Consider the following 17,855-nt stretch of genomic DNA (forward strand, 5'->3'; position numbering starts at 1 on the left):
GCGGAATCAGGACACACTGCCGTCTTCAAGCCATTCGGCAATACGCGGGACCATCTGATCGGTGAGCATATGCTCCATTTTGGGTCCAGGGAGCGAGTACAGGAAGTACTTTCCATAATAAGATTCGATAACCCTGGTATCATATACAATAACAATCCCCCGGTCCTGTGCAGTGCGAACCAGTCTGCCGAAGCCCTGTTTGAACCGGATGACCGCCTGGGGAACCGACAGCTTCATAAACGGGTTCTTTTTCTGCGCCTGCAGCAGCTCAGCCTTCGCCTCTGCAAGCGGATGGTTAGGCGGTTGAAAGGGCAGCCTGACAATAGCCAGACAGGTCAGCGCCTCACCGGGAATATCTACCCCTTCCCAGAAACTGCTTGTCCCCAGCAGCACGGAGGCGGCACTGTCCTGAAAACGCCGGATCAGCTTGCTGCGGCTTCCGCCCTCTACACCCTGACCCAGAACAGCGATGTCCCGGGAGGCAAGCGCCTCCTTCAGAGGATCATAGACCTGGCGCAGCATTTTATAAGATGTGAACAGCACCAGCATCCGGCCCTGTGTCGCCACTGCAGCCTCCGCCAGCGAATGCACCAGCTTATCGACAAACCGGGCATCCCCCACGCTGCCTTTGACACTGGGAAAATCGCGCGGGATAACGAGGAGTGCCTGTTCACGATACTTAAACGGCGACGGCAGCAGCGCTGTCATCAGACGCCCCTGTTCTGCGGACTCGCCCAGGCCGAGATTGTCAATCATGAACTGAAAGGACTTATCCACGGACAATGTGGCCGAGGTCAGGACAATGCTTTTCTTTTTATCGAAAAACAGATCCTTGAGCTGGGCACTGACATCCACCGGAACAGCATACAGCTGCAGCGATTTCCCGCGGTAATTCCCGCTGCCCTCCATCCAGTAGACAATATTCTCGTCGTTCAGATTCATAAAAAACCTTACCTGCTCGCGGATCGAAGCCAAATCCTTGAAAAGCCCGCCGATATCGGTCACCAGACTGTCCGAGGACGACTGGCTCTCCGATTCGCGCATTTCGCTGAGCATCTTGTCGCCCCTGCGGATAATTTCGCCCAGGCTCAGGTTCAGGGTGTTCTCCAGTGCGGCTATTTCTTCCCAGCCCTTGGGCTGAGCGCCCGGCAGAAGACGCGTAACCAGCTGTCCCGCTTCACCTGCTGCGGCATCGCTGCGCTCAGGCAGCAAGGCAAACAGCTTGTCGCTAAGCGCATCCCAAGATTCCTTAACCGTAAGCAGATCCGGGTAGATCCTGTCGATCACCCCGCTCCATTCAGCCGCCTGCTCGCTGCCTGAGGACTGCAGGGTCTGGCGCAGAACGGGCAGCTGTCCGCTTTTGCTGTCCTTATAGAGGCGTGTAAGCGTATGGGCTACCGTGAAGTATTTCATCTGCATGCCCAGATGCTTGCCGGCAATGTCCTCCAGATGATGGGCTTCATCAATAACAAGGTGCTCATACGCAGGAAGCAGCTGATGGCCGGCCTTGACGTCTGCGAACAGCTTGGAGTGATTGGTTACTACAACATCAGCTATTCCGGCTTCGTGTTTGGCCCGGTGGTAATAGCATTTGCGGAACCATGGGCAGGAACGTCCGAGACAAGAATCCGTGTCACTGGCCACGGTCTCCCAGAAATCACCGCCGCGTCCGTTCAGATTCAGCTCCTCGTCATCCCCTGACTGGGTCTGTGTCAGCCATACAATCATTTGCGCTGCAGTAAGCGCTTCTTCCCGGGACTCGCGAAGTCCTTTTTATTTATTTTATGTTCAAACTTGCGCAGACACAAATAGTGTCCTCTGCCCTTGAAGACCGCAGCCTTAAACGGGAATGGCACAACATTCGTCAAAAGCGGGATGTCGCGCTCACGCAGCTGGTCCTGCAGGTTGATGGTATGCGTACTCACCATGACCTTCTGTCCCGAGCGCACACTGTGGTAGATGGCCGGAAGCAGATAGCCCAGCGATTTGCCGGTGCCCGTTCCCGCCTCAATTAAGAGATGCTTGTCAGTTTCCAGTGCAGTCATCACCTCATGGATCATAATTTCCTGGGCTTCACGGCTTTCGTATTGGGGCAAGGTCTCCTTAAGCCGCAGGGTCACCTCTTCCATATATTCCTCAAAGGTAATATTCTGCACAGGATTGCCGGTTCCTTCCTCTCTGGGAGGCATCAGCTCTGTCCAGTCTCCTACAGCCAGCGCCAGCTGGCGGTAAAAGGTCAGCTCACCCTCAGGCTGGAAGGTCTCCATTTCCCGCTCATGCAGCAGCCCGTCAAAATACCAGGCAAGATCGCTGTCCTCGTCCGCAAACAGTTCATTGAGGCGCTGGATGGTCAGCAGGGGCAGGCTGTACAGCTCCTCCAGGCATTTCAGGAGCACCAGCGCAGTTGCAAGGGCATCGCTGTCCGCCTGGTGCGGACGCTCATGCGTGAGGCCGAAATGGGCGCTTACAGCTCCGAGCTGATAGGTGGTCAGTGACGGAAAACATATCTTGAGGAAATCAATCGTATCCAGAATCCGGCCCTGGAACGGCAAATAACCGCACCGGTCAAGCGCATTCTGCAGAAAATGAAAGTCAAAAGCCACATTGTGGCCGACCAGCACAACATCGTCGAGCAGCGGAACCAGCTCCATCATCATCTCATCCAGTTCAGGGGCGTCCTGCACATCACTGTCCGTGATTCCGGTCAATCCCGTAATAAAGGGGGGAATCGGCGTTCCGGGCTTGACGTAGGAACCATACACCCTGGAGATGGACCGGTCTTCTTCTATAATGGCAAGGCCAACCTGGATGATCTCACCCACGGATTGGGTTCCTGTTGTTTCAAAATCAAGCACGGCAAATTTCATTATAAGTTCTAAATCCTTTCACTTGAGACTCCTTATCAGCATAACAGAAGTTACGAAAAAAGGCGATGCACACCCCTTGGCAAGCAGGATGCATCGCTTAAATGGATGAAGAATTATAAAAGCGAAACCAGCTGATGTCCAAATTGAAGCTTCCCGCCTCTCCTGCGGCAGACCTCCAAATTCACGCTGGGTTCAGGAAGCAGGGGATCATGCTGCAAAGAGAGGCGAAATAGCTCCTGGGCTTCAGGGTAACGCTCCTGGGAGGCCCGGATACAGCCTAGCGCATTGTAGATCATGGCCTTCAGCTTCCTCTCACGGATCAGGGCCAGCATGTGATGCAGATGCCCCCAGGAGACGTCCAGCTCCCCTTCCTGCAGATAGGCCATGGCTAAATACAGGTGTGCCGCCAGACTGTCCGGATAACGGGTGATGACTTGCTTGAATTGCTCGATGCATTTGCGGTACATCAGCAGCTTGTAGTAGCCCTGGCCGCGGACAAAGGAATCCATGGCCAGCTCGGGTGCCTCAATCTGTGGCATTTCTTCCTCGGAAGGTGGTGAAAAATCCGCATTTTGGCGGAATTCACTCAGCTTCTCGGCAAAGACCAGCCACTCATCCATCACTTCATCGCTAAGCCTGTGCAGCATGTTGTACTTGCATAAAAGATCATTCCGGCGGGCGCCCTCCGCAGTTGGAAAGTCTTCGGCGATTTCCTGAAGCATCTTGTTCATCTCAGCAAATAAATGTTGAAACACGGGACACCCCCACCCTTACTGAAAATGAAATCAGCTTAAGCTTGCCTGCCTTCATTTTTCACAAGTACGGGTCTCTTCATCCCTGCCATTCATTGCATGGCTTAAGCTTCAGGCAATCGTGGCATGCAGCTCATGATCCGCCAGCTTGACCGGTTTGTTGTCAGCGTCCACGAATACAACCGTCGGCTTATGGGCAGCCAGCTCCTCGGAGGACAACATGGCATAGGAGATGATGATCACTGTATCCCCAGGCTGAACCAGCCGGGCGGCAGCGCCGTTCAGACAGATAACGCCGCTGCCGCGCGGTCCGGGAATGACATAGGTTTCCAGGCGGGAACCGTTGTTGTTGTCGACAATCTGCACTTTTTCATTTTCCAGCAGGTCAGCGGCTTCCATCAGATTCTCGTCAATGGTAATGCTGCCCACGTAATTCAGGTTGGCTTCCGTTACGGTGGCGCGGTGGATTTTGGATTTCATCATATGTCTAAACAAGGGCATGTACCTCCTTGGGGATAAAAACATTATTGTCGATCAGCCGGGTCCGGCCGAACTTCACAGCCAGCGCCATGATCACTTCTCCGTCAGCATCGCTTAACAGTGAACCACCCTCTAACGTTTCCAGGCCCGGAAAAGAGAGAATTTCCGCATAATCGATGACTGCGAGCGGCGAGGACGAAATAACGGATTCCAGCAGCTTGCGCGCTTCTTCCACCGTTCTGACAGTCCCTTCTTCAATCGCCTTGCGGGTTTCGCGGAGCGAACGGGACAGCACCAGCGCTTGGGTACGCTCTTCACCGCCCAGATACACATTCCGCGAGCTTAATGCCAGTCCATCCTCTTCCCGGACAATCGGACAAGCGATAATTTCCACATTCATGTTAAGATCGGACACCATCCGCCGCAAAACGGCTACCTGCTGCGCATCCTTCAGTCCGAAGAAAGCATAATCCGGCTGAACCATATTGAACAGCTTGCTGACAACCGTAGTCACGCCGTCAAAATGGCCGGGGCGGGAAGCTCCGCACAGCTGTGTGGTCAGGGAGCTTACGCTAACTTTGGTGTGAATGGGCTCAGGGTACATCTCTTCAACGCCGGGAATAAAAACGATATCTGCCCCTTCCCGCTCTGCCAGCTCCAGATCCCGGCGCTCGTCGCGCGGATAGGAAGAGAAATCCTCGTTCGGCCCGAATTGCAGCGGATTGACAAAAATGCTCATCACCACTGTGTTGGCTATTTCTCCCGCTTTGCGGATCAGGCTGGCATGCCCTTCATGAAGATAACCCATAGTCGGCACAAAACCAATCGGGGTGTGTCCCCCCATACGCATATAATCCAGCGCTTCGCGCAATTCCAGAACCGTTCTGACTACTCTCATCTTATTCCTCTCCTTTTCCGGCCGCGCCGTATAACGAATCCAGCACATGCTCATCTGCCTTAAAAACATGACTCTCCGCCGGGAAGGAGCGGTCCTTCACTTCATGGACATAGCTGCTGATTCCCTCACGGATTAGAGTGCCCACATCAGCGTAGGTTTTGACAAACCGTTTCTCCCGGTAAGGGGAGGCATAGCGCAGCAAATCATGGAAGACCAGCACCTGGCCATCGCAGAAACGGCCTGCGCCAATCCCGATGGTCGGGATGCTGACAGCCTTGGAGATGGCCTCCGCCACTTCTTCGGTCACCAGTTCCAGCACAATTCCGAACACTCCGGCAGCTTCAAGCGCCTTCGCTTCATCCATCAGCCGCTGTGCATCCTTGGCGTCTTTGCCTTGAATGCGGTAGCCGCCGATCATATTAACGGACTGCGGGGTGAGGCCGATATGGCCAAGGACAGGCACCCCGGCAGACACAACGGCAGACACCGTGCTGCAAATTTCCAGTCCGCCTTCCATTTTGACGGCATGTGCGCGTCCTTCCTGCATCAGTCTGCGCACGCTGCGCAGAGTTTCGTCAATACCGCCGTGGTACGTCATAAAAGGCATGTCGGCCACGATAAACGTATTCCGGGCTCCACGGGTGACTGAGCGGGTGTGATAAACCATATCTTCTATGGTTACCGGCAGGGTGGTATCATAGCCAAGCACCACATTCCCCAGCGAATCACCGACCAGAATCAGGTCAATCCCCGCTTCCTCAGCCAGGAGCGCCGAAGGATAATCATAAGCCGTCAGCATGCTCAGCGGCACGCCGTCCGCTTTCATTTTTTTCATTTTCACAATATTCAGTGCATGTTTGTCAGCCATAGGCTCTATTCCCCTTTTCGCAGTTATTACGCGTAAACGCGCAAACAAAAAAACCTTTTAGCATAGTCCGCTAAAAAGGTCCGAAGGGCAAAAAAGAGTCACTCGCGATCGTCCCTTCTGTCTCGGTCCTTACGGCTCAGAGCAGAATCCAACGTAACCGTGAAATACAGTTAAGAAGGTGAATCCAAAAGCAAATTCCCTGATTTAAAAGGTTTCTTGCCGAGTACAGCTCGATTCCGATGCCGTCTCTGCCCTTATTATAACAAAATCTGCAAGTATGTACACTAAAAAAGATGACAAGGAATGGAACCTTGCCATCTTAGATCATCTCTATTTCTCCAGAGAGCACACTGATGACGCTCCCCGTACCGTCCTTAAGCAGCAGACCTCCATTATCGTCCAGCCCCACAGCGGTCCCCTCACAGCGTCCCTGCGGGGTATTAAAGCCCACTTGGCGCCCCAGTGTGACTGACATAGACTCCCACAGTTCACGGATCGGTGCAAATCCCTGTTCCCTATATACCAGATATAAGTACTCCAGTTCGGTCAGGACAGCCGCTGTAAGCGCTGAACGGTCAACAGGAATGCCGCCGCCTTCGATCAGCAGCGAGGTGCCGATGCCCTGCAAATCCGGCGGGTAATCTTCTTCCGTCAGATTGGCCGCAATCCCAATCCCGGCGATTGCATAATGAAGCCTGCCTTCACGCAGGGAGGATTCCAGCAGGATGCCGCATATTTTGCGCCCGCCCGCCAGCAGGTCATTCGGCCACTTGATTCCTGCCTGGACACCCGTGACCTCCCGGATGGCTAAGCAGACGGCAACCCCGGCCAGCAAGGTAAGCTGCGGAGTCAATGACAAGGGAAGCTCCGGGCGCAGCACCACGCTCATCCAGATGCCTTTGCCGCGCGGAGAATGCCATTTCCGGCCCATCCGCCCCCTTCCGCCGGTCTGTTCTTCCGCCCGGACGGTGGTGCCTTGGGGAGCGCCGCTTTCCGCAAGCTTTTTGGCCTCTTCCTGCGTGGACACTACGGTTTCCAGCAGTTGCACACGGTCCAGCCAGCCGGGTACAAATGAATCCCGCCCACCCGCCAGCCGGAGCCTCTCATTACGGTTCATTATGATCCATCCTTTTTGCTTCCTGCAGCAATGATTGATTGTCATTGGGAATGTCACCCGCAGCGGCAGCCAGCAGCAGCTGCTGCAGCCGCTCGCCCAGCCACGGACCCGGACGCTTATTCAGCGCCCCGGCCAGCTCATTCCCTGTCACGGCAAGCTCCGCCAGTGTGTGCAGCGGCATCTCCGCGGTCCAGGACCGCAGGAGGGCTGGGGTGGGCCGCTGCGCGGCGGGGGCGCCTATATCCGGCGCGTTAGGCCGCCGTACGGCGGGGGCGCCTGTATCCGGCGCCCCCAATGCAGGCGCAGGCGGCTGCGCAACGCCTGCCGCGCAAGGCGCGGCGGCCTGCGGCAGCGCCGCAAGCAGCGTCAGCCACCCTTCGGCGGCTGACTGGCCGCAGGCCAGCACGGCGGCGATCCAGCGCCGCCGCAGGGCCTCTGTGCCGCCCGGGGAGCCCGGCGGCTCAGAGGCCAGCGCCGCGTCCCACGCTTCGCGGACGCGCAGCACCCCGGCGACAGCGCTGCGCGTCGCCCCCGGGAAGGTCCATGCCCGCAGCAGCTCGCCGGCCTCCGGGGCCGTCTGCTTCAGGGCATGCAGCAGGAGCGCCCACCGCAGGTGGGCGTCCTGCAGGTCCCCGATCCCGGCCGTCAGGGCGGCGGCTGCCGCCATGTCGCTGCCGGTCCAGGGGAACGGCGCCTTGCCGCGCGGCAGCAGCCCGCTGCGCGCCACGAGACCGAGGCCGCGCTGCGGGTGCGGGCCGAGGACGATGCGTTCAAGCTCCGCGCGAACGCGTTCTACGGCAATATGCGCCAGCTTGTCCCGCTGGCGCAGGAGTCCCCGCCAAGTATTCTTGGCGATGCTGAAATCAAGAACGGAGGCGAAGCGCACACACCGCAGCATGCGCAGCGCATCCTCCCCGAATCGGGCCTCGGCATCGCCCACACAGCGGATCAGCCGGCGCTCCGAGTCCTCTTGTCCGCCATAGGGATCAACGACAACCCCATCCAATCCGCGGCACATCGCATTGATCGTGAAATCGCGGCGGCGCAGGTCCTCCTTCACATCACTTACAAATAAAACTTGCTCCGGACGGCGGTGGTCCGCATAACCGCTCTCCGTCCGGTACGTCGTCACTTCAAAGCTCCAGCCATCCTGTAGAACAGTGATGGTGCCATGCGCAAGTCCGGTTGGGACACAGCGCGGAAAAATACCCATGACCTCTTCAGGCCGAGCCGAAGTCGTCAGGTCCATATCATGCACCGGCCGGCCCAGCAGCTCATCACGGACGCAGCCTCCAACAAAATATGCCTCATATCCCTGCTCCAAGAGACCCGCTAATACCAGGTTACCCGCTGCAACCATTCCGGAAGGGGCCATTGTCCAGTCCATAGTTCAAGCACTCCCTACCTCTGGATTGTATCCAGACCATGCACCTTGCATCCAAGCACCCGGTAATAGATATCTTCATATTGGTTGGTGATCACATCTCTGCTGAAATCATTACAGGAACGTTTCAGACATGCTGCTCTGAACTGCTCCTCCATCAGGGGATCAGACAACAGCTTTACAGCATACTTCGCCATGGTAGCCGTATCCCCGATCGGGGCCAGAAACCCGGTTTTGCCATGCTGGATCAGTTCCGGAATGCCTCCGGCCTCAGAGCCGATGGTCGGAACCCCGCAAGCCATCGCTTCCAGCGCCACCAGACCAAAGCTCTCCTTCTCCGACGGCAGCAGCAGCAGATCCGCCAGGGAAATCACCTGGGCGATCTCATCCTGCTTGCCGAGGAAACGAACCTTGCCTTCCAGCCCCATTTCACAGATCTTCGCCTGGATTTTGGGCAGTTCCGGGCCCTCCCCCACCAGCAGCAGCCGTGAAGGAAGCTCCTGGCTCACTTTTGCAAAAATATCGACCACATCCGATACCCGCTTAACCGGCCGGAAGTTGCTGATATGCATTAGAATTTTCTCATGAGGCTCCGCGAAGTCCCCGCGCAGATCCGTCACATCCCGGGGATAATACACACGTTTGTCGACAAAATTATAAGTCAGGTCAATTTCCCGGGTGATATCCAGCACTTTGCGGGTCTCTTTGATCAGATCCTGCGAAACCGCTGTCACCGCATCGCTCTCGTTGATGCCGAGCCGGATCAGGTCCTTCAGTGATTCATCCTGTCCAAGAACCGTAATGTCGGTCCCGTGCAGAGTAGTTACTACCTTGATATCATTGCCCAGCATCTGTTTGGCGAGATAAGCGCATACTGCATGCGGCACCGCATAATGGACATGGAACAGGTCCAGTCCCACCATTTTGGCTACTTGAGCCATTTTGGTCGCCAGTGCCAGGTCATAAGGCGGGTAACGGAAGACGTAATAATCGTTGACCTCAACCTCATGATAAAAAATATTCTTCTGAAACGTTCCCAAGCGGAACGGGATACTATGTGTAATAAAATGGACCTCATGGCCCTTCTCGGCCAAAAGCTTGCCCAGTTCCGTCGCCACAACACCCGAGCCGCCAAGAGACGGATAACAGGTGATGCCTATTTTTAAACGGTCCATTGCTCCGTCCCCTTTGTAAGACTTAAGTTCATTACTTAGTGTAATGATATGAATATATTATAGTGGTTCATAACCATTTAATAAAGATTATCGGACTTGATTAATCGGGTTAGTGAACAGATCAACGGTGTGAGGCACTTTGCTCGCGAAGCCCTCAGCGTAAGGAATAAGCCGCCGCTGTCCAAGCAGCATATCTCTGGAGCGGACACGTTCGATATATCCTTCATTTAAAGGAGTGGATACTACGTCTTCCCCCGGACTTTTCTCAAATTGTGAGCGGTAGCAGGACAGCGCCTGCTCCTTAAGGCTGTATTGCCCGGTCACATCAACAATAAGGTCAGTACGCCCCAAATCATTAATGAAATAAAAATACAGCTGTGGCGCAGGGACAGCAGGCTTGTCCGGCATATATTTGCGCAGCTTCGCATTAAAAACCGCTTCTTCCACCAGCTTGCTGCAGGCGATATGATCCGGATGCCGGTCTTCCCAATAAGGGGCAAATACGATATCCGGAGCAAACCGGCGGATCTCCAGCGTCACTGCCGCCAGATGCTCCTCAGTCATATATAGTCCCCGGTCCGGCAACCCCAGATTCGTACGAACGGATGCACCGAGGAGATCGGCAGCCTGTTGGGCTTCCATTCTACGGCGCTCCACAGTTCCGTTCGAGGACATTTCCGCTGCCGTCAAATCACACAAGCCTACCTTGAATCCTGCAGCCGTATGTTTGGCAATAGTTCCGGCCATGCCGATTTCGGCATCGTCAGCATGCGCACCGAATACAAGAATGTCCAGCTTCATTCATCCACACCCGGCTTATACTTATGTACAAGCTCACGCCAGGCGAAGTCGCCGCGGTCGATGGCTTTGACCAGAATCTCAGCTGTGGCAATATTGGTTGCCACCGGGATACCGTATACGTCACAAAGACGAAGCAATGCTGTAATATCCGGTTCATGAGGCTGTGCCATAAGCGGGTCGCGCAGAAAAATAATCAGGTCCAGCTCGTCCATCGCCACCATAGAACCGATCTGCTGATCGCCGCCAAGCGGCCCGGACATATAGCGGTGGATAGAGAGATTTGTCACTTCCATAATGCGTTGACCCGTAGTTCCCGTTGAATACAGCTGATGCCCGACAAATACATGCTCATAAGCAGTTACAAAATTAACCATTTCATCTTTTTTCCGGTCATGCGCGATAAATGCGATTTTCAACATGGTGTATTCCCCCGTCTATTCAATAAAATGCTCAAAACCATAAATTAATCCGGTGTAGCCCATCACCTTCTGGACTCCCATTTTGACACCGGGCATGTAGCCTGCCCGCTCATAGGAATCATGACGGATTTTCAGGGATTGCCCATACCCGCCAAAAACCACTTCTTCCTGGGCAAAAACACCCGGAAGCCGGACGCTGTGAATGCGGAACCCGTTATAATAGCCTCCGCGCGCACCCTCAATCACTTCCTCTTCCTTCGGATTGCCCTGCCGCAGCTCCTGCCTTACCTCTGAAATCATCTCTGCCGTTTTAATTGCCGTACCTGAAGGAGCATCCAGCTTCTGGTCCCCATGGTATTCGATAATTTCCAGATGCGGAAAATATTTCGCCGCCTGAGCCGCAAATTTCATCATCAGAATGGCTCCGATCGAGAAGTTGGGGGCAATGAGCCCTCCGATCCCCCGTTCCCGGCATTGCTTGTCCAACTCAGTAATCTGCTCCGGAGAGAACCCGGTAGTACCGATTACCGGACGGACTCCATATTTTATGGCAAGCAGTGTATTGGGATAGGCCGACTGCGGGGTGGTGAAATCCACGAGAACCTCTCCGCCGCTCTCTGCCAGGGCAGTTTCCAAATCAGATACAACCACAATGCCGCTCTCTTCCAATCCAACCAGACGGCCGGCATCGCTGCCGCTTGACGAACGGTCTACAGCAGCAGCCAGCTCCAGTTCTTCATCCTGCAGTACCAGCTTCACAACTTCTTTGCCCATTCTGCCTCCCGCACCGGAGACGATAACTCTGATCTTGGCCTTCACCCTTATTCCTCCTCGCTTTCACTGGTTCCAAATTACTGAATATATTTTTGCAACGATTTCTGAAGGTCCTTCATAAGCTGCCGCAGCCCGTTATCATCAGGATGCAGCGACATCACTTCTTTTAGCGCGGCTATTGCCTGCACATGCTCATTCATCCGGCTGTGTGCAATGGCAAGCCAAACATAGGCATCCCCGTACAAGGGGTCAAGAGCTATTGCTTCTTTCAATAAGGTAACCGGATGATACGGGTTATGGGTCTCCGTAACTTCATCCTCCAGGAGCTTTTTGGCCTCCTGCACGAACTGCAGCGCCTGCAAATGCTGCAGGTGGAGCCGATACTCCGGTTTCTCTCCGTCCAGCTTCACTGCCGCCCGGACATGCTCCAGCGCTTTGACCAGCATACCGCTTCGGGCATACGTTATAGAGCAGCGGTACCTTACTTCGGCATCGTCCGGACTGGCCGCAATTGCTTTTTCGAACAATGTGATCGCTTCGGCGAAGTCACTGCGGAGTATAGAGCGGTATGCCGCTTTGATATAGTCGTTATGATCCATTTGCCCACCATCCTCACGGCTAAATCCCGTTCGTTTGGTACAGCATATGTTATAGATACCTAATCGGTGTTTTTAGGAGTCCATCGACCGGCATCGCGGGTATTGAACTTATGCATCACTTTATTGTGAGCTTCAGTTAGATCAATTCCCAGTGAATTGGCAAAGCAAACTGTAATAAACAAAATATCACCCAGTTCAAGCTCAATCGAATTTTCTGCTTCATCCACTTTTTTGGGCTTTTCGCCAAACTGATGGTTAACTTCCCGGGCAAGCTCGCCTACCTCCTCCGACATCCGGGCCAGCATGGAAAGCGGGCTGAAGTAACCTTCTTTAAATTGTGAGATATAAGCATCAACTTCACGCTGTATGTCACCAAGACTTTTATCCATAATTTGTTTCTCAGCCCCCTGTATGATCTTGCCTTCTGTTTGCCCCTATGTTATCGTAAAGACGTTTTGAAGACAAATCTTTTTTAGAATATAAGGAATTTCTCCAGGTCCCGGACAAACCGGTAAATGCAATAATCTGACAAAAAGCAACCTATAAAAAGGGATACTAATACACTATGCCCTAAACGGGCCAGGCGAGGGATTACATGAATTCATCTTCCAAAGTAGCTTCCACTATTGTCAAAACGGCAGCACCGATCATGCTGGGAGCCGCCGTATACGCTTTTGGCCTGCTCTATTTCATCATACCTAACCAGTTGATGGAAGGCGGCGTAACCGGGATCACCATCCTGCTTAACTATGCTTTCAACATCCCTGTCTTTTTGACCACTTTGCTTCTCAACCTCCCGCTCTTTTTACTGGGCTGGAAAGTACTGGGCGGACGGCAAATCGCCTACACCGGTGTCGGGATCGGCGCGTTGTCCCTTTTCCTCTGGCTGTTCGAGCGGATGATCGATGCCGGCTGGATCGTAACCTTCAGTACCGAGCATGATTTTATTCTCGCTTCATTATATGCAGGGGTTACGCTCGGTTTGGGACTGGGCATCGTGTTCCGTTTCGGAGGCACTACAGGCGGTGTAGATATTGTAGCCCGAATTCTCGGCCGCAAGTTCGGTTGGAGCATGGGGCAGATTATTCTGGCCGTCGACGTTATCATTATAGGCGCATCACTGCTCTATATTCCCCGTGAAAAGATCCTTTACACTCTGGTGGCCGTCTTTATTTCTTCCCGTGTCATCGATTTCATTCAAGAGGGCGCCTATGCCGCCAAAGCCTTTACGATTATCAGTGACGACGCCCCGCAGATCGCTGATCTCATTACAGCAGAAATGGACCGGGGCGTAACTCTGATTCCAGCCATCGGCGCTTACTCCAAGCAAGCCAAGTATATGGTATACTGCGTAGTCTCCAGGCAGGAAATCCGCCGGCTCAGCCAGTTGGTCAAGTCGGTAGATGCCAAAGCGTTCGTCATCATCAGTGACGTTCACGATGTCCACGGCGAGGGCTTCCGGCAGACTTGACCATTGATAGGCGCTCAGGCATACGGCAAAAAAGACTGCCTTACCTTGCAGAATCCTCTGCTGGTATGACAGTCTTCTTTGTTTTTGGGTTTGGTGTACTCTTATTCCTCCCGTTGCACGTTGTCCCCCCAGCGTCCCATTGCACAAATGCATTCCCGGCTAGGCCGTCAATTTGCGGTTCTGCCTTGTCAAAACTCGATGTTCTGGAGTTCCGCTCTCTGTCGCAGTGAGCGGTAAACAGGGCCATTCGAAGGAATGCAAGGTATGAGTACCTTTGATTTCACCGTGGACGGGACATTCGGCACCTTACATCAGCTCTATACCGGCTTCCAATCCTCATTCTCTCCACGGTACTTGCGGAACGCAGCGTAGGCCAGTGCGGCAATGATGAATCCTCCGGCCAGCAGGCCCCAGGCTCCATATCCCTGCTGGGCCAGCGGGAGGGTCAAGGCCGGCTCCTCCCGTTCTTTGCCGAACATCACCCGGGCCGCATCCTGTCCGTAGGAGACAATCTCCAGGAGACGGGCGCGGCTCACCGGCTGTGAGGATGCCGGGATTCCTGCAGCATAGGACAGCCAGGAATCAAAGGCGTTGACTGTTTCCGGCGGCCGGGAAATGATAATCGCAGGCCGGATGTTGTCGTACCGGCTCTGCAGACGTTCCAGCGTGCTCTGCCAGCCTTTGAGATCATTTGCGGCAGCGTTCTGCTCCATATCGTTCAGATCCTCGCGGATCAGCTTGTAATATTGCAGCCACATTGGCTGGCGCGGATGGCTGAGACTGTTGGCCGCAAGCCGCAGCTTGGCGGCGGCAGCTTCCCATTGCTCCGGATGAATCTGCGCAGCGGCCAGCGTTGCCTTCAAGTCAATAATGACATCAGACATCGCATTTATTCCTTCCACAGAAGTCAGGCCTTCAAATGAAGAGGAGAGAAAAATCTGTGAAACCTTCTCACTCTCCTGTCTCGCCTTCATCACATCACCCTCAAGCACATAACCATACAGTGCCTCAGCCGCTTCATCCAGCCGCTGGGCAGCATTTCTGCCGGTAAGCGCCGGTGCAAGACTGGCAGCGGAACCGGCTGCGGAGTTCCCAGCCCGGACAGTGACTTCCCCGCCTGCCCCTTGCACAACCGCCTTGGCATCCGCGTGAACTACACCTGCATTCATGCCGGCCAGCAGCCAGCACAACATCAATCCTGTCAGCACAACATATCTCCTGCGCGGCATGAGACATCCCTCCTACCTTAAATGTATGGCAGGAGGACAAGAGTTAGAACAGCCTGTCAGCGTCGTCCCACAGTGGGCTTGTCCAGCGGCTCAACCCTTCTGGACCTTCCCCCGAACAGCCAAGCTGCTGCAGTGCTAAAGAAGGTTAAGCCAATGGTGAAATATTGAACTTCGTTTACATTGTCCTCCAGCACATCCGGCAGCCAGGGATAAACACCCTTCGAGTAATCCACCATGTCATTGGCAAATGCCCAGAACAATGCCAAGGGAAGCATTCTGCGGAAGGAAAAAAAACGCGCGTAGATCAGTGCCTCAACCGCCATTCCGGTGTGCGAAACCACCAGCATCCAGTCCTTCCAGCTCACTGTATCTCCCTGGTATCCGCCGGCAAAAATGATGCCGACCGCCCAAATGCCGTATTTCACGGATGTAACCACCGCCAGCGCCTCAATCAGCTCGCGTACGAGTGTTCCTTTGATCCCTTTTGGAGGATAGAGCAGCAGCAGTAAGGCAAGCGTAAAAAACAGGCTCGCTGTCGGGCTGTCCGGAACAAAGGGAAGCAGCCATGCGGGATAATTATCCGCTGTAAATTCCAGTTGATTGCCATACCATATGTACCCGTAAATCGTTCCGAGGAAATTCACAATAAAGAGCAGCCACATGACTCCCCGATGCCTAAACAGTCTCTCAAACCAGTGAACCGGCATATACAATCTTTAACCTCCCGAATGTGGCAGCTTCTTAGGATTACATACAAAAACCCGACCGCAGGTACGATCAGGTTGGTGCGTTATTATTATTTTACTGTTCGCTTTTTTGTTTGGCAAGCCAGGCAGCCAGACTGTCAATATCCTGCTCGCTAAGCCCTGCTGCTATAGCAGTATCATGCATCGGGGGCATCTGGCCCTGGCCATTTTTGATGATCGCGAGGATCGCTTCCTTATCATGGGTGTCGCCCACACCGCGCAGAGACGGCCCTCCGGCACCTTTCATATCCACCGCATGGCAAGTTACGCAGGTGGCTTGCTTGAACAGCCCCATTGCCGGATCATCCTTGTCCACAATAGCAATTTCTTTGGCCTGCACCGCACTGGTGGTCGGCAAACCCTTTGCCTTGTTCTCAGCCGCTTTTTCCTCACGCTGCACATCTTCAGGTATCTGGCCGGTTTCGGCCATTTCATGCTTGTATTCCGTCCAGGCCGTGTTGGTCAGATAGACGATTGCGATCAGGGACAGGAACATCAGCGAGGAAGCAATCGGCCGGCGGTAGAAGCGGCGCTCCCGGCCCGTGTCGAGGAACGGAGCCAGCAGCAGCGAGCCAAAAGCTACACCGGTCACGCCAAGTGTTCCCAGCACGATATAATCGCCGGATGCATAAGGCAGCTTCAAATACTGGTACAGAAAGAGGAAATACCAGTCGGGAATCGGAATGACCGTGGCGTTGGCATTTGCAGGGAACCCCAGCGGGGCCGGTTCAGAAATCGTCAGAACGAGTATGCCCACCAGCACGACCACTCCGACCATCCATTCCTTTAACAGAAAGTTAGGGATAAACGCTTCCGATTTTCCGGGATAGGCTGTGTAATCCGGCGGCGTAATGAAGCCGCTGCCCCTGCGCACCCGTGAATCCCCCACATATACAATCTTTTCCTTGGAGTTGTCTCCGTGAGCCATTGCATTTCCTCCTTTAGCTGTGGCCGGAACTCAGAGCGGGCCAGAAATCCCCTGTCTGCGGATCATAATAAAGTGTCCGACGAGCAGAATAAGCAGGACCGCCGGGAGAAAGAATACATGGAGTGCAAAAAACCGGGTCAGCGTTTCCGCTCCGACAATCGTGCCGCCCTGCATCAGCTCCTTCAGCACCGGACCCATGACCGGCACGGAATTTGCAATCTCAAGTGTTACCTTGGTGGCAAAATAGGCTTTATTGTCCCAAGGCAGCAGATAACCGGTGAGGCCGAGGCCCAGCATGACGAAAAAAATCAGCATGCCCACTACCCAGTTCATCTCACGCGGAGCTTTATACGATCCGGTAAAGAATACCCGCATGGTATGCAGGAACATCATGACAATGACGAGGCTCGCTCCCCAGTGATGCATGCCGCGGACAATTTGCCCGAAAGCTACCTTGGTCTGCAGATACTCCACACTGGCATAAGCGTTGATAATATCCGGGACATAATACATCGTGAGGAACATGCCGGATAAGATTTGAATGACGGTAATAAAAAAAGTAAGGCCGCCGAAGCAATACACAAATGCCGAAAAGTGATGGGCCGGATTGACATGCTCAGGAACTTCATGGTCGGCGACATCCCTCCAGATCGGCGTAATATCCAGACGTTCATCAATCCAGTTGTAGACATTTTTAAACATCAGATCTACGCCTCCTTTTTAACCTCTGTATTGGGGATGATCTCACCCAGATAGACCCAGTCTCCATCAATTTTGGTTTTGTACTGGTCCAGGGGCTTGGGGGCTACAGCCAGATTTTTGCCGAGCTTCGTATACCTGGCTCCATGGCATGGGCAGTGATATTCATCCGGATACGCCTTGTCATTGTTCCAGCCCACCGTACAGCCCAGATGCTTGCAGATTGGTGAAAGCGCATAAATTTCTCCGTTCTCGTCTTTGCGGATCCACGCCGTCAGCGTAGCTGTACTGGCATACCATCCGTCCTGTTGGGGAAGTTCGAAGGTGAACTCTTGAGGGACATCGGTAATCTTGGCAGTCTCGGCTACCTTGATGAATTCCCCCGCACCTTTCTTATGTAATACCGGGTCCACCGCGAAACGGACCATGGGCAGAATAGCACCTGCTCCCATAAATGCCGTTGCCCCTCCCAGTGTATACGTTAAAAACTGCCGCCTGGACATCTCTTTCAGGCTGGGAGGTCCTTGTGGAATTGACTCGTGCTCGTTATTATGGCTGCTCATACGGTGTGTAACCCCCTTTTCACTTTTGAGAAGGCACCTGCAGTGTAAAAACAATGCAATTTTCTGTAAATAATCCGTTTACAAT

18 protein-coding genes and 1 pseudogene are annotated in these 17,855 nt (G+C 54.0%); 1 reads left to right on the forward strand and 18 read right to left on the reverse strand.

The genetic code is table 11. From position 1 onward, the window contains the following. Positions 1–6 precede the first annotated feature (6 nt). The 13 genes and pseudogenes from dinG to JI735_RS30010 form a co-directional block, all read right to left on the reverse strand. A pseudogene (dinG, locus tag JI735_RS29950) lies at positions 7–2,867 on the reverse strand (ATP-dependent DNA helicase DinG). A gap of 113 nt (positions 2,868–2,980) precedes the next feature. After that, the gene (locus tag JI735_RS29955; protein WP_039837835.1) at positions 2,981–3,622 is read right to left on the reverse strand and encodes a tetratricopeptide repeat protein; all 642 of its coding nucleotides are present in this window, start codon (positions 3,620–3,622) and stop codon (positions 2,981–2,983) included. 108 nt (positions 3,623–3,730) lie between these two features. Continuing rightward, positions 3,731–4,114, reverse strand: coding sequence for an aspartate 1-decarboxylase (panD, locus tag JI735_RS29960; protein WP_039837834.1), 384 nt, complete (start codon positions 4,112–4,114; stop codon positions 3,731–3,733). Then, the gene (gene panC / locus JI735_RS29965; RefSeq protein ID WP_039837833.1) at positions 4,107–4,997 is read right to left on the reverse strand and encodes a pantoate--beta-alanine ligase; all 891 of its coding nucleotides are present in this window, start codon (positions 4,995–4,997) and stop codon (positions 4,107–4,109) included. The genes panD and panC overlap by 8 nt, the downstream gene beginning before the upstream one ends. Before the next feature lies 1 nt (position 4,998). Next, positions 4,999–5,865, reverse strand: a complete 867-nt coding sequence (gene panB, locus JI735_RS29970; protein ID WP_039837832.1) for a 3-methyl-2-oxobutanoate hydroxymethyltransferase — start codon at positions 5,863–5,865, stop codon at positions 4,999–5,001. A 319-nt stretch (positions 5,866–6,184) separates the two neighbouring features. Further along, complete coding sequence (locus tag JI735_RS29975; protein ID WP_202676721.1) at positions 6,185–6,982, reverse strand: biotin--[acetyl-CoA-carboxylase] ligase; 798 nt, start codon at positions 6,980–6,982, stop codon at positions 6,185–6,187. Then, positions 6,972–8,369: a CCA tRNA nucleotidyltransferase gene (locus tag JI735_RS29980; RefSeq protein ID WP_202676722.1), complete on the reverse strand. Its 1,398-nt coding sequence runs from the start codon at positions 8,367–8,369 to the stop codon at positions 6,972–6,974. Before JI735_RS29980 ends, JI735_RS29975 begins: the two co-directional genes overlap by 11 nt. A gap of 14 nt (positions 8,370–8,383) precedes the next feature. Beyond that, complete coding sequence (bshA, locus tag JI735_RS29985; protein ID WP_039835063.1) at positions 8,384–9,541, reverse strand: N-acetyl-alpha-D-glucosaminyl L-malate synthase BshA; 1,158 nt, start codon at positions 9,539–9,541, stop codon at positions 8,384–8,386. 87 nt (positions 9,542–9,628) lie between these two features. Next, positions 9,629–10,342 carry a bacillithiol biosynthesis deacetylase BshB1 gene (gene bshB1, locus JI735_RS29990; protein ID WP_039835064.1) on the reverse strand — a complete coding sequence of 238 codons (714 nt, stop codon included), beginning with the start codon at positions 10,340–10,342 and terminating at the stop codon, positions 9,629–9,631. After that, on the reverse strand, positions 10,339–10,761 hold the full coding sequence (mgsA, locus tag JI735_RS29995) for a methylglyoxal synthase (protein WP_039835065.1): 423 nt from the start codon (positions 10,759–10,761) through the stop codon (positions 10,339–10,341). The genes bshB1 and mgsA overlap by 4 nt, the downstream gene beginning before the upstream one ends. Before the next feature lie 15 nt (positions 10,762–10,776). After that, positions 10,777–11,580 carry a 4-hydroxy-tetrahydrodipicolinate reductase gene (dapB, locus tag JI735_RS30000; protein WP_020427660.1) on the reverse strand — a complete coding sequence of 268 codons (804 nt, stop codon included), beginning with the start codon at positions 11,578–11,580 and terminating at the stop codon, positions 10,777–10,779. Positions 11,581–11,612: 32 nt separating this feature from the next. Next, a complete protein-coding gene (locus JI735_RS30005; protein WP_020427661.1) occupies positions 11,613–12,134 on the reverse strand; it encodes a tetratricopeptide repeat protein in 522 nt (173 codons plus the stop codon). A gap of 59 nt (positions 12,135–12,193) precedes the next feature. Then, the gene (locus JI735_RS30010; protein ID WP_020427662.1) at positions 12,194–12,523 is read right to left on the reverse strand and encodes a nucleotide pyrophosphohydrolase; all 330 of its coding nucleotides are present in this window, start codon (positions 12,521–12,523) and stop codon (positions 12,194–12,196) included. Positions 12,524–12,729: 206 nt separating this feature from the next. Between JI735_RS30010 and JI735_RS30015 the strand changes: the two genes are divergently transcribed. Further along, the gene (locus tag JI735_RS30015) at positions 12,730–13,605 is read left to right on the forward strand and encodes a YitT family protein (RefSeq protein WP_039835066.1); all 876 of its coding nucleotides are present in this window, start codon (positions 12,730–12,732) and stop codon (positions 13,603–13,605) included. A gap of 317 nt (positions 13,606–13,922) precedes the next feature. Here the strand turns inward: JI735_RS30015 and JI735_RS30020 are convergent, their stop codons facing one another. The 5 genes from JI735_RS30020 to JI735_RS30040 all read right to left on the reverse strand — a co-directional run bounded on the left by JI735_RS30020 (position 13,923) and on the right by JI735_RS30040 (position 17,770). After that, positions 13,923–14,834 (reverse strand): sporulation protein YpjB, encoded by a 912-nt coding sequence (locus JI735_RS30020; RefSeq protein ID WP_202676723.1) that lies wholly within the window; start codon positions 14,832–14,834, stop codon positions 13,923–13,925. A 56-nt stretch (positions 14,835–14,890) separates the two neighbouring features. Beyond that, the gene (locus JI735_RS30025) at positions 14,891–15,541 is read right to left on the reverse strand and encodes a DUF1405 domain-containing protein (RefSeq protein WP_051051731.1); all 651 of its coding nucleotides are present in this window, start codon (positions 15,539–15,541) and stop codon (positions 14,891–14,893) included. Positions 15,542–15,635: 94 nt separating this feature from the next. Then, positions 15,636–16,508, reverse strand: a complete 873-nt coding sequence (locus tag JI735_RS30030) for a menaquinol-cytochrome c reductase cytochrome b/c subunit (protein ID WP_020427666.1) — start codon at positions 16,506–16,508, stop codon at positions 15,636–15,638. Between the two features lie 30 nt (positions 16,509–16,538). Further along, complete coding sequence (gene qcrB / locus JI735_RS30035) at positions 16,539–17,210, reverse strand: menaquinol-cytochrome c reductase cytochrome b subunit (RefSeq protein ID WP_020427667.1); 672 nt, start codon at positions 17,208–17,210, stop codon at positions 16,539–16,541. A 5-nt stretch (positions 17,211–17,215) separates the two neighbouring features. After that, positions 17,216–17,770, reverse strand: coding sequence for a Rieske (2Fe-2S) protein (locus JI735_RS30040; RefSeq protein ID WP_039835069.1), 555 nt, complete (start codon positions 17,768–17,770; stop codon positions 17,216–17,218). Positions 17,771–17,855: the final 85 nt, after the last annotated feature.

The sequence above is a fragment of the Paenibacillus sonchi genome (genome assembly GCF_016772475.1).
Lineage (GTDB): Bacteria > Bacillota > Bacilli > Paenibacillales > Paenibacillaceae > Paenibacillus_AQ > Paenibacillus_AQ sonchi.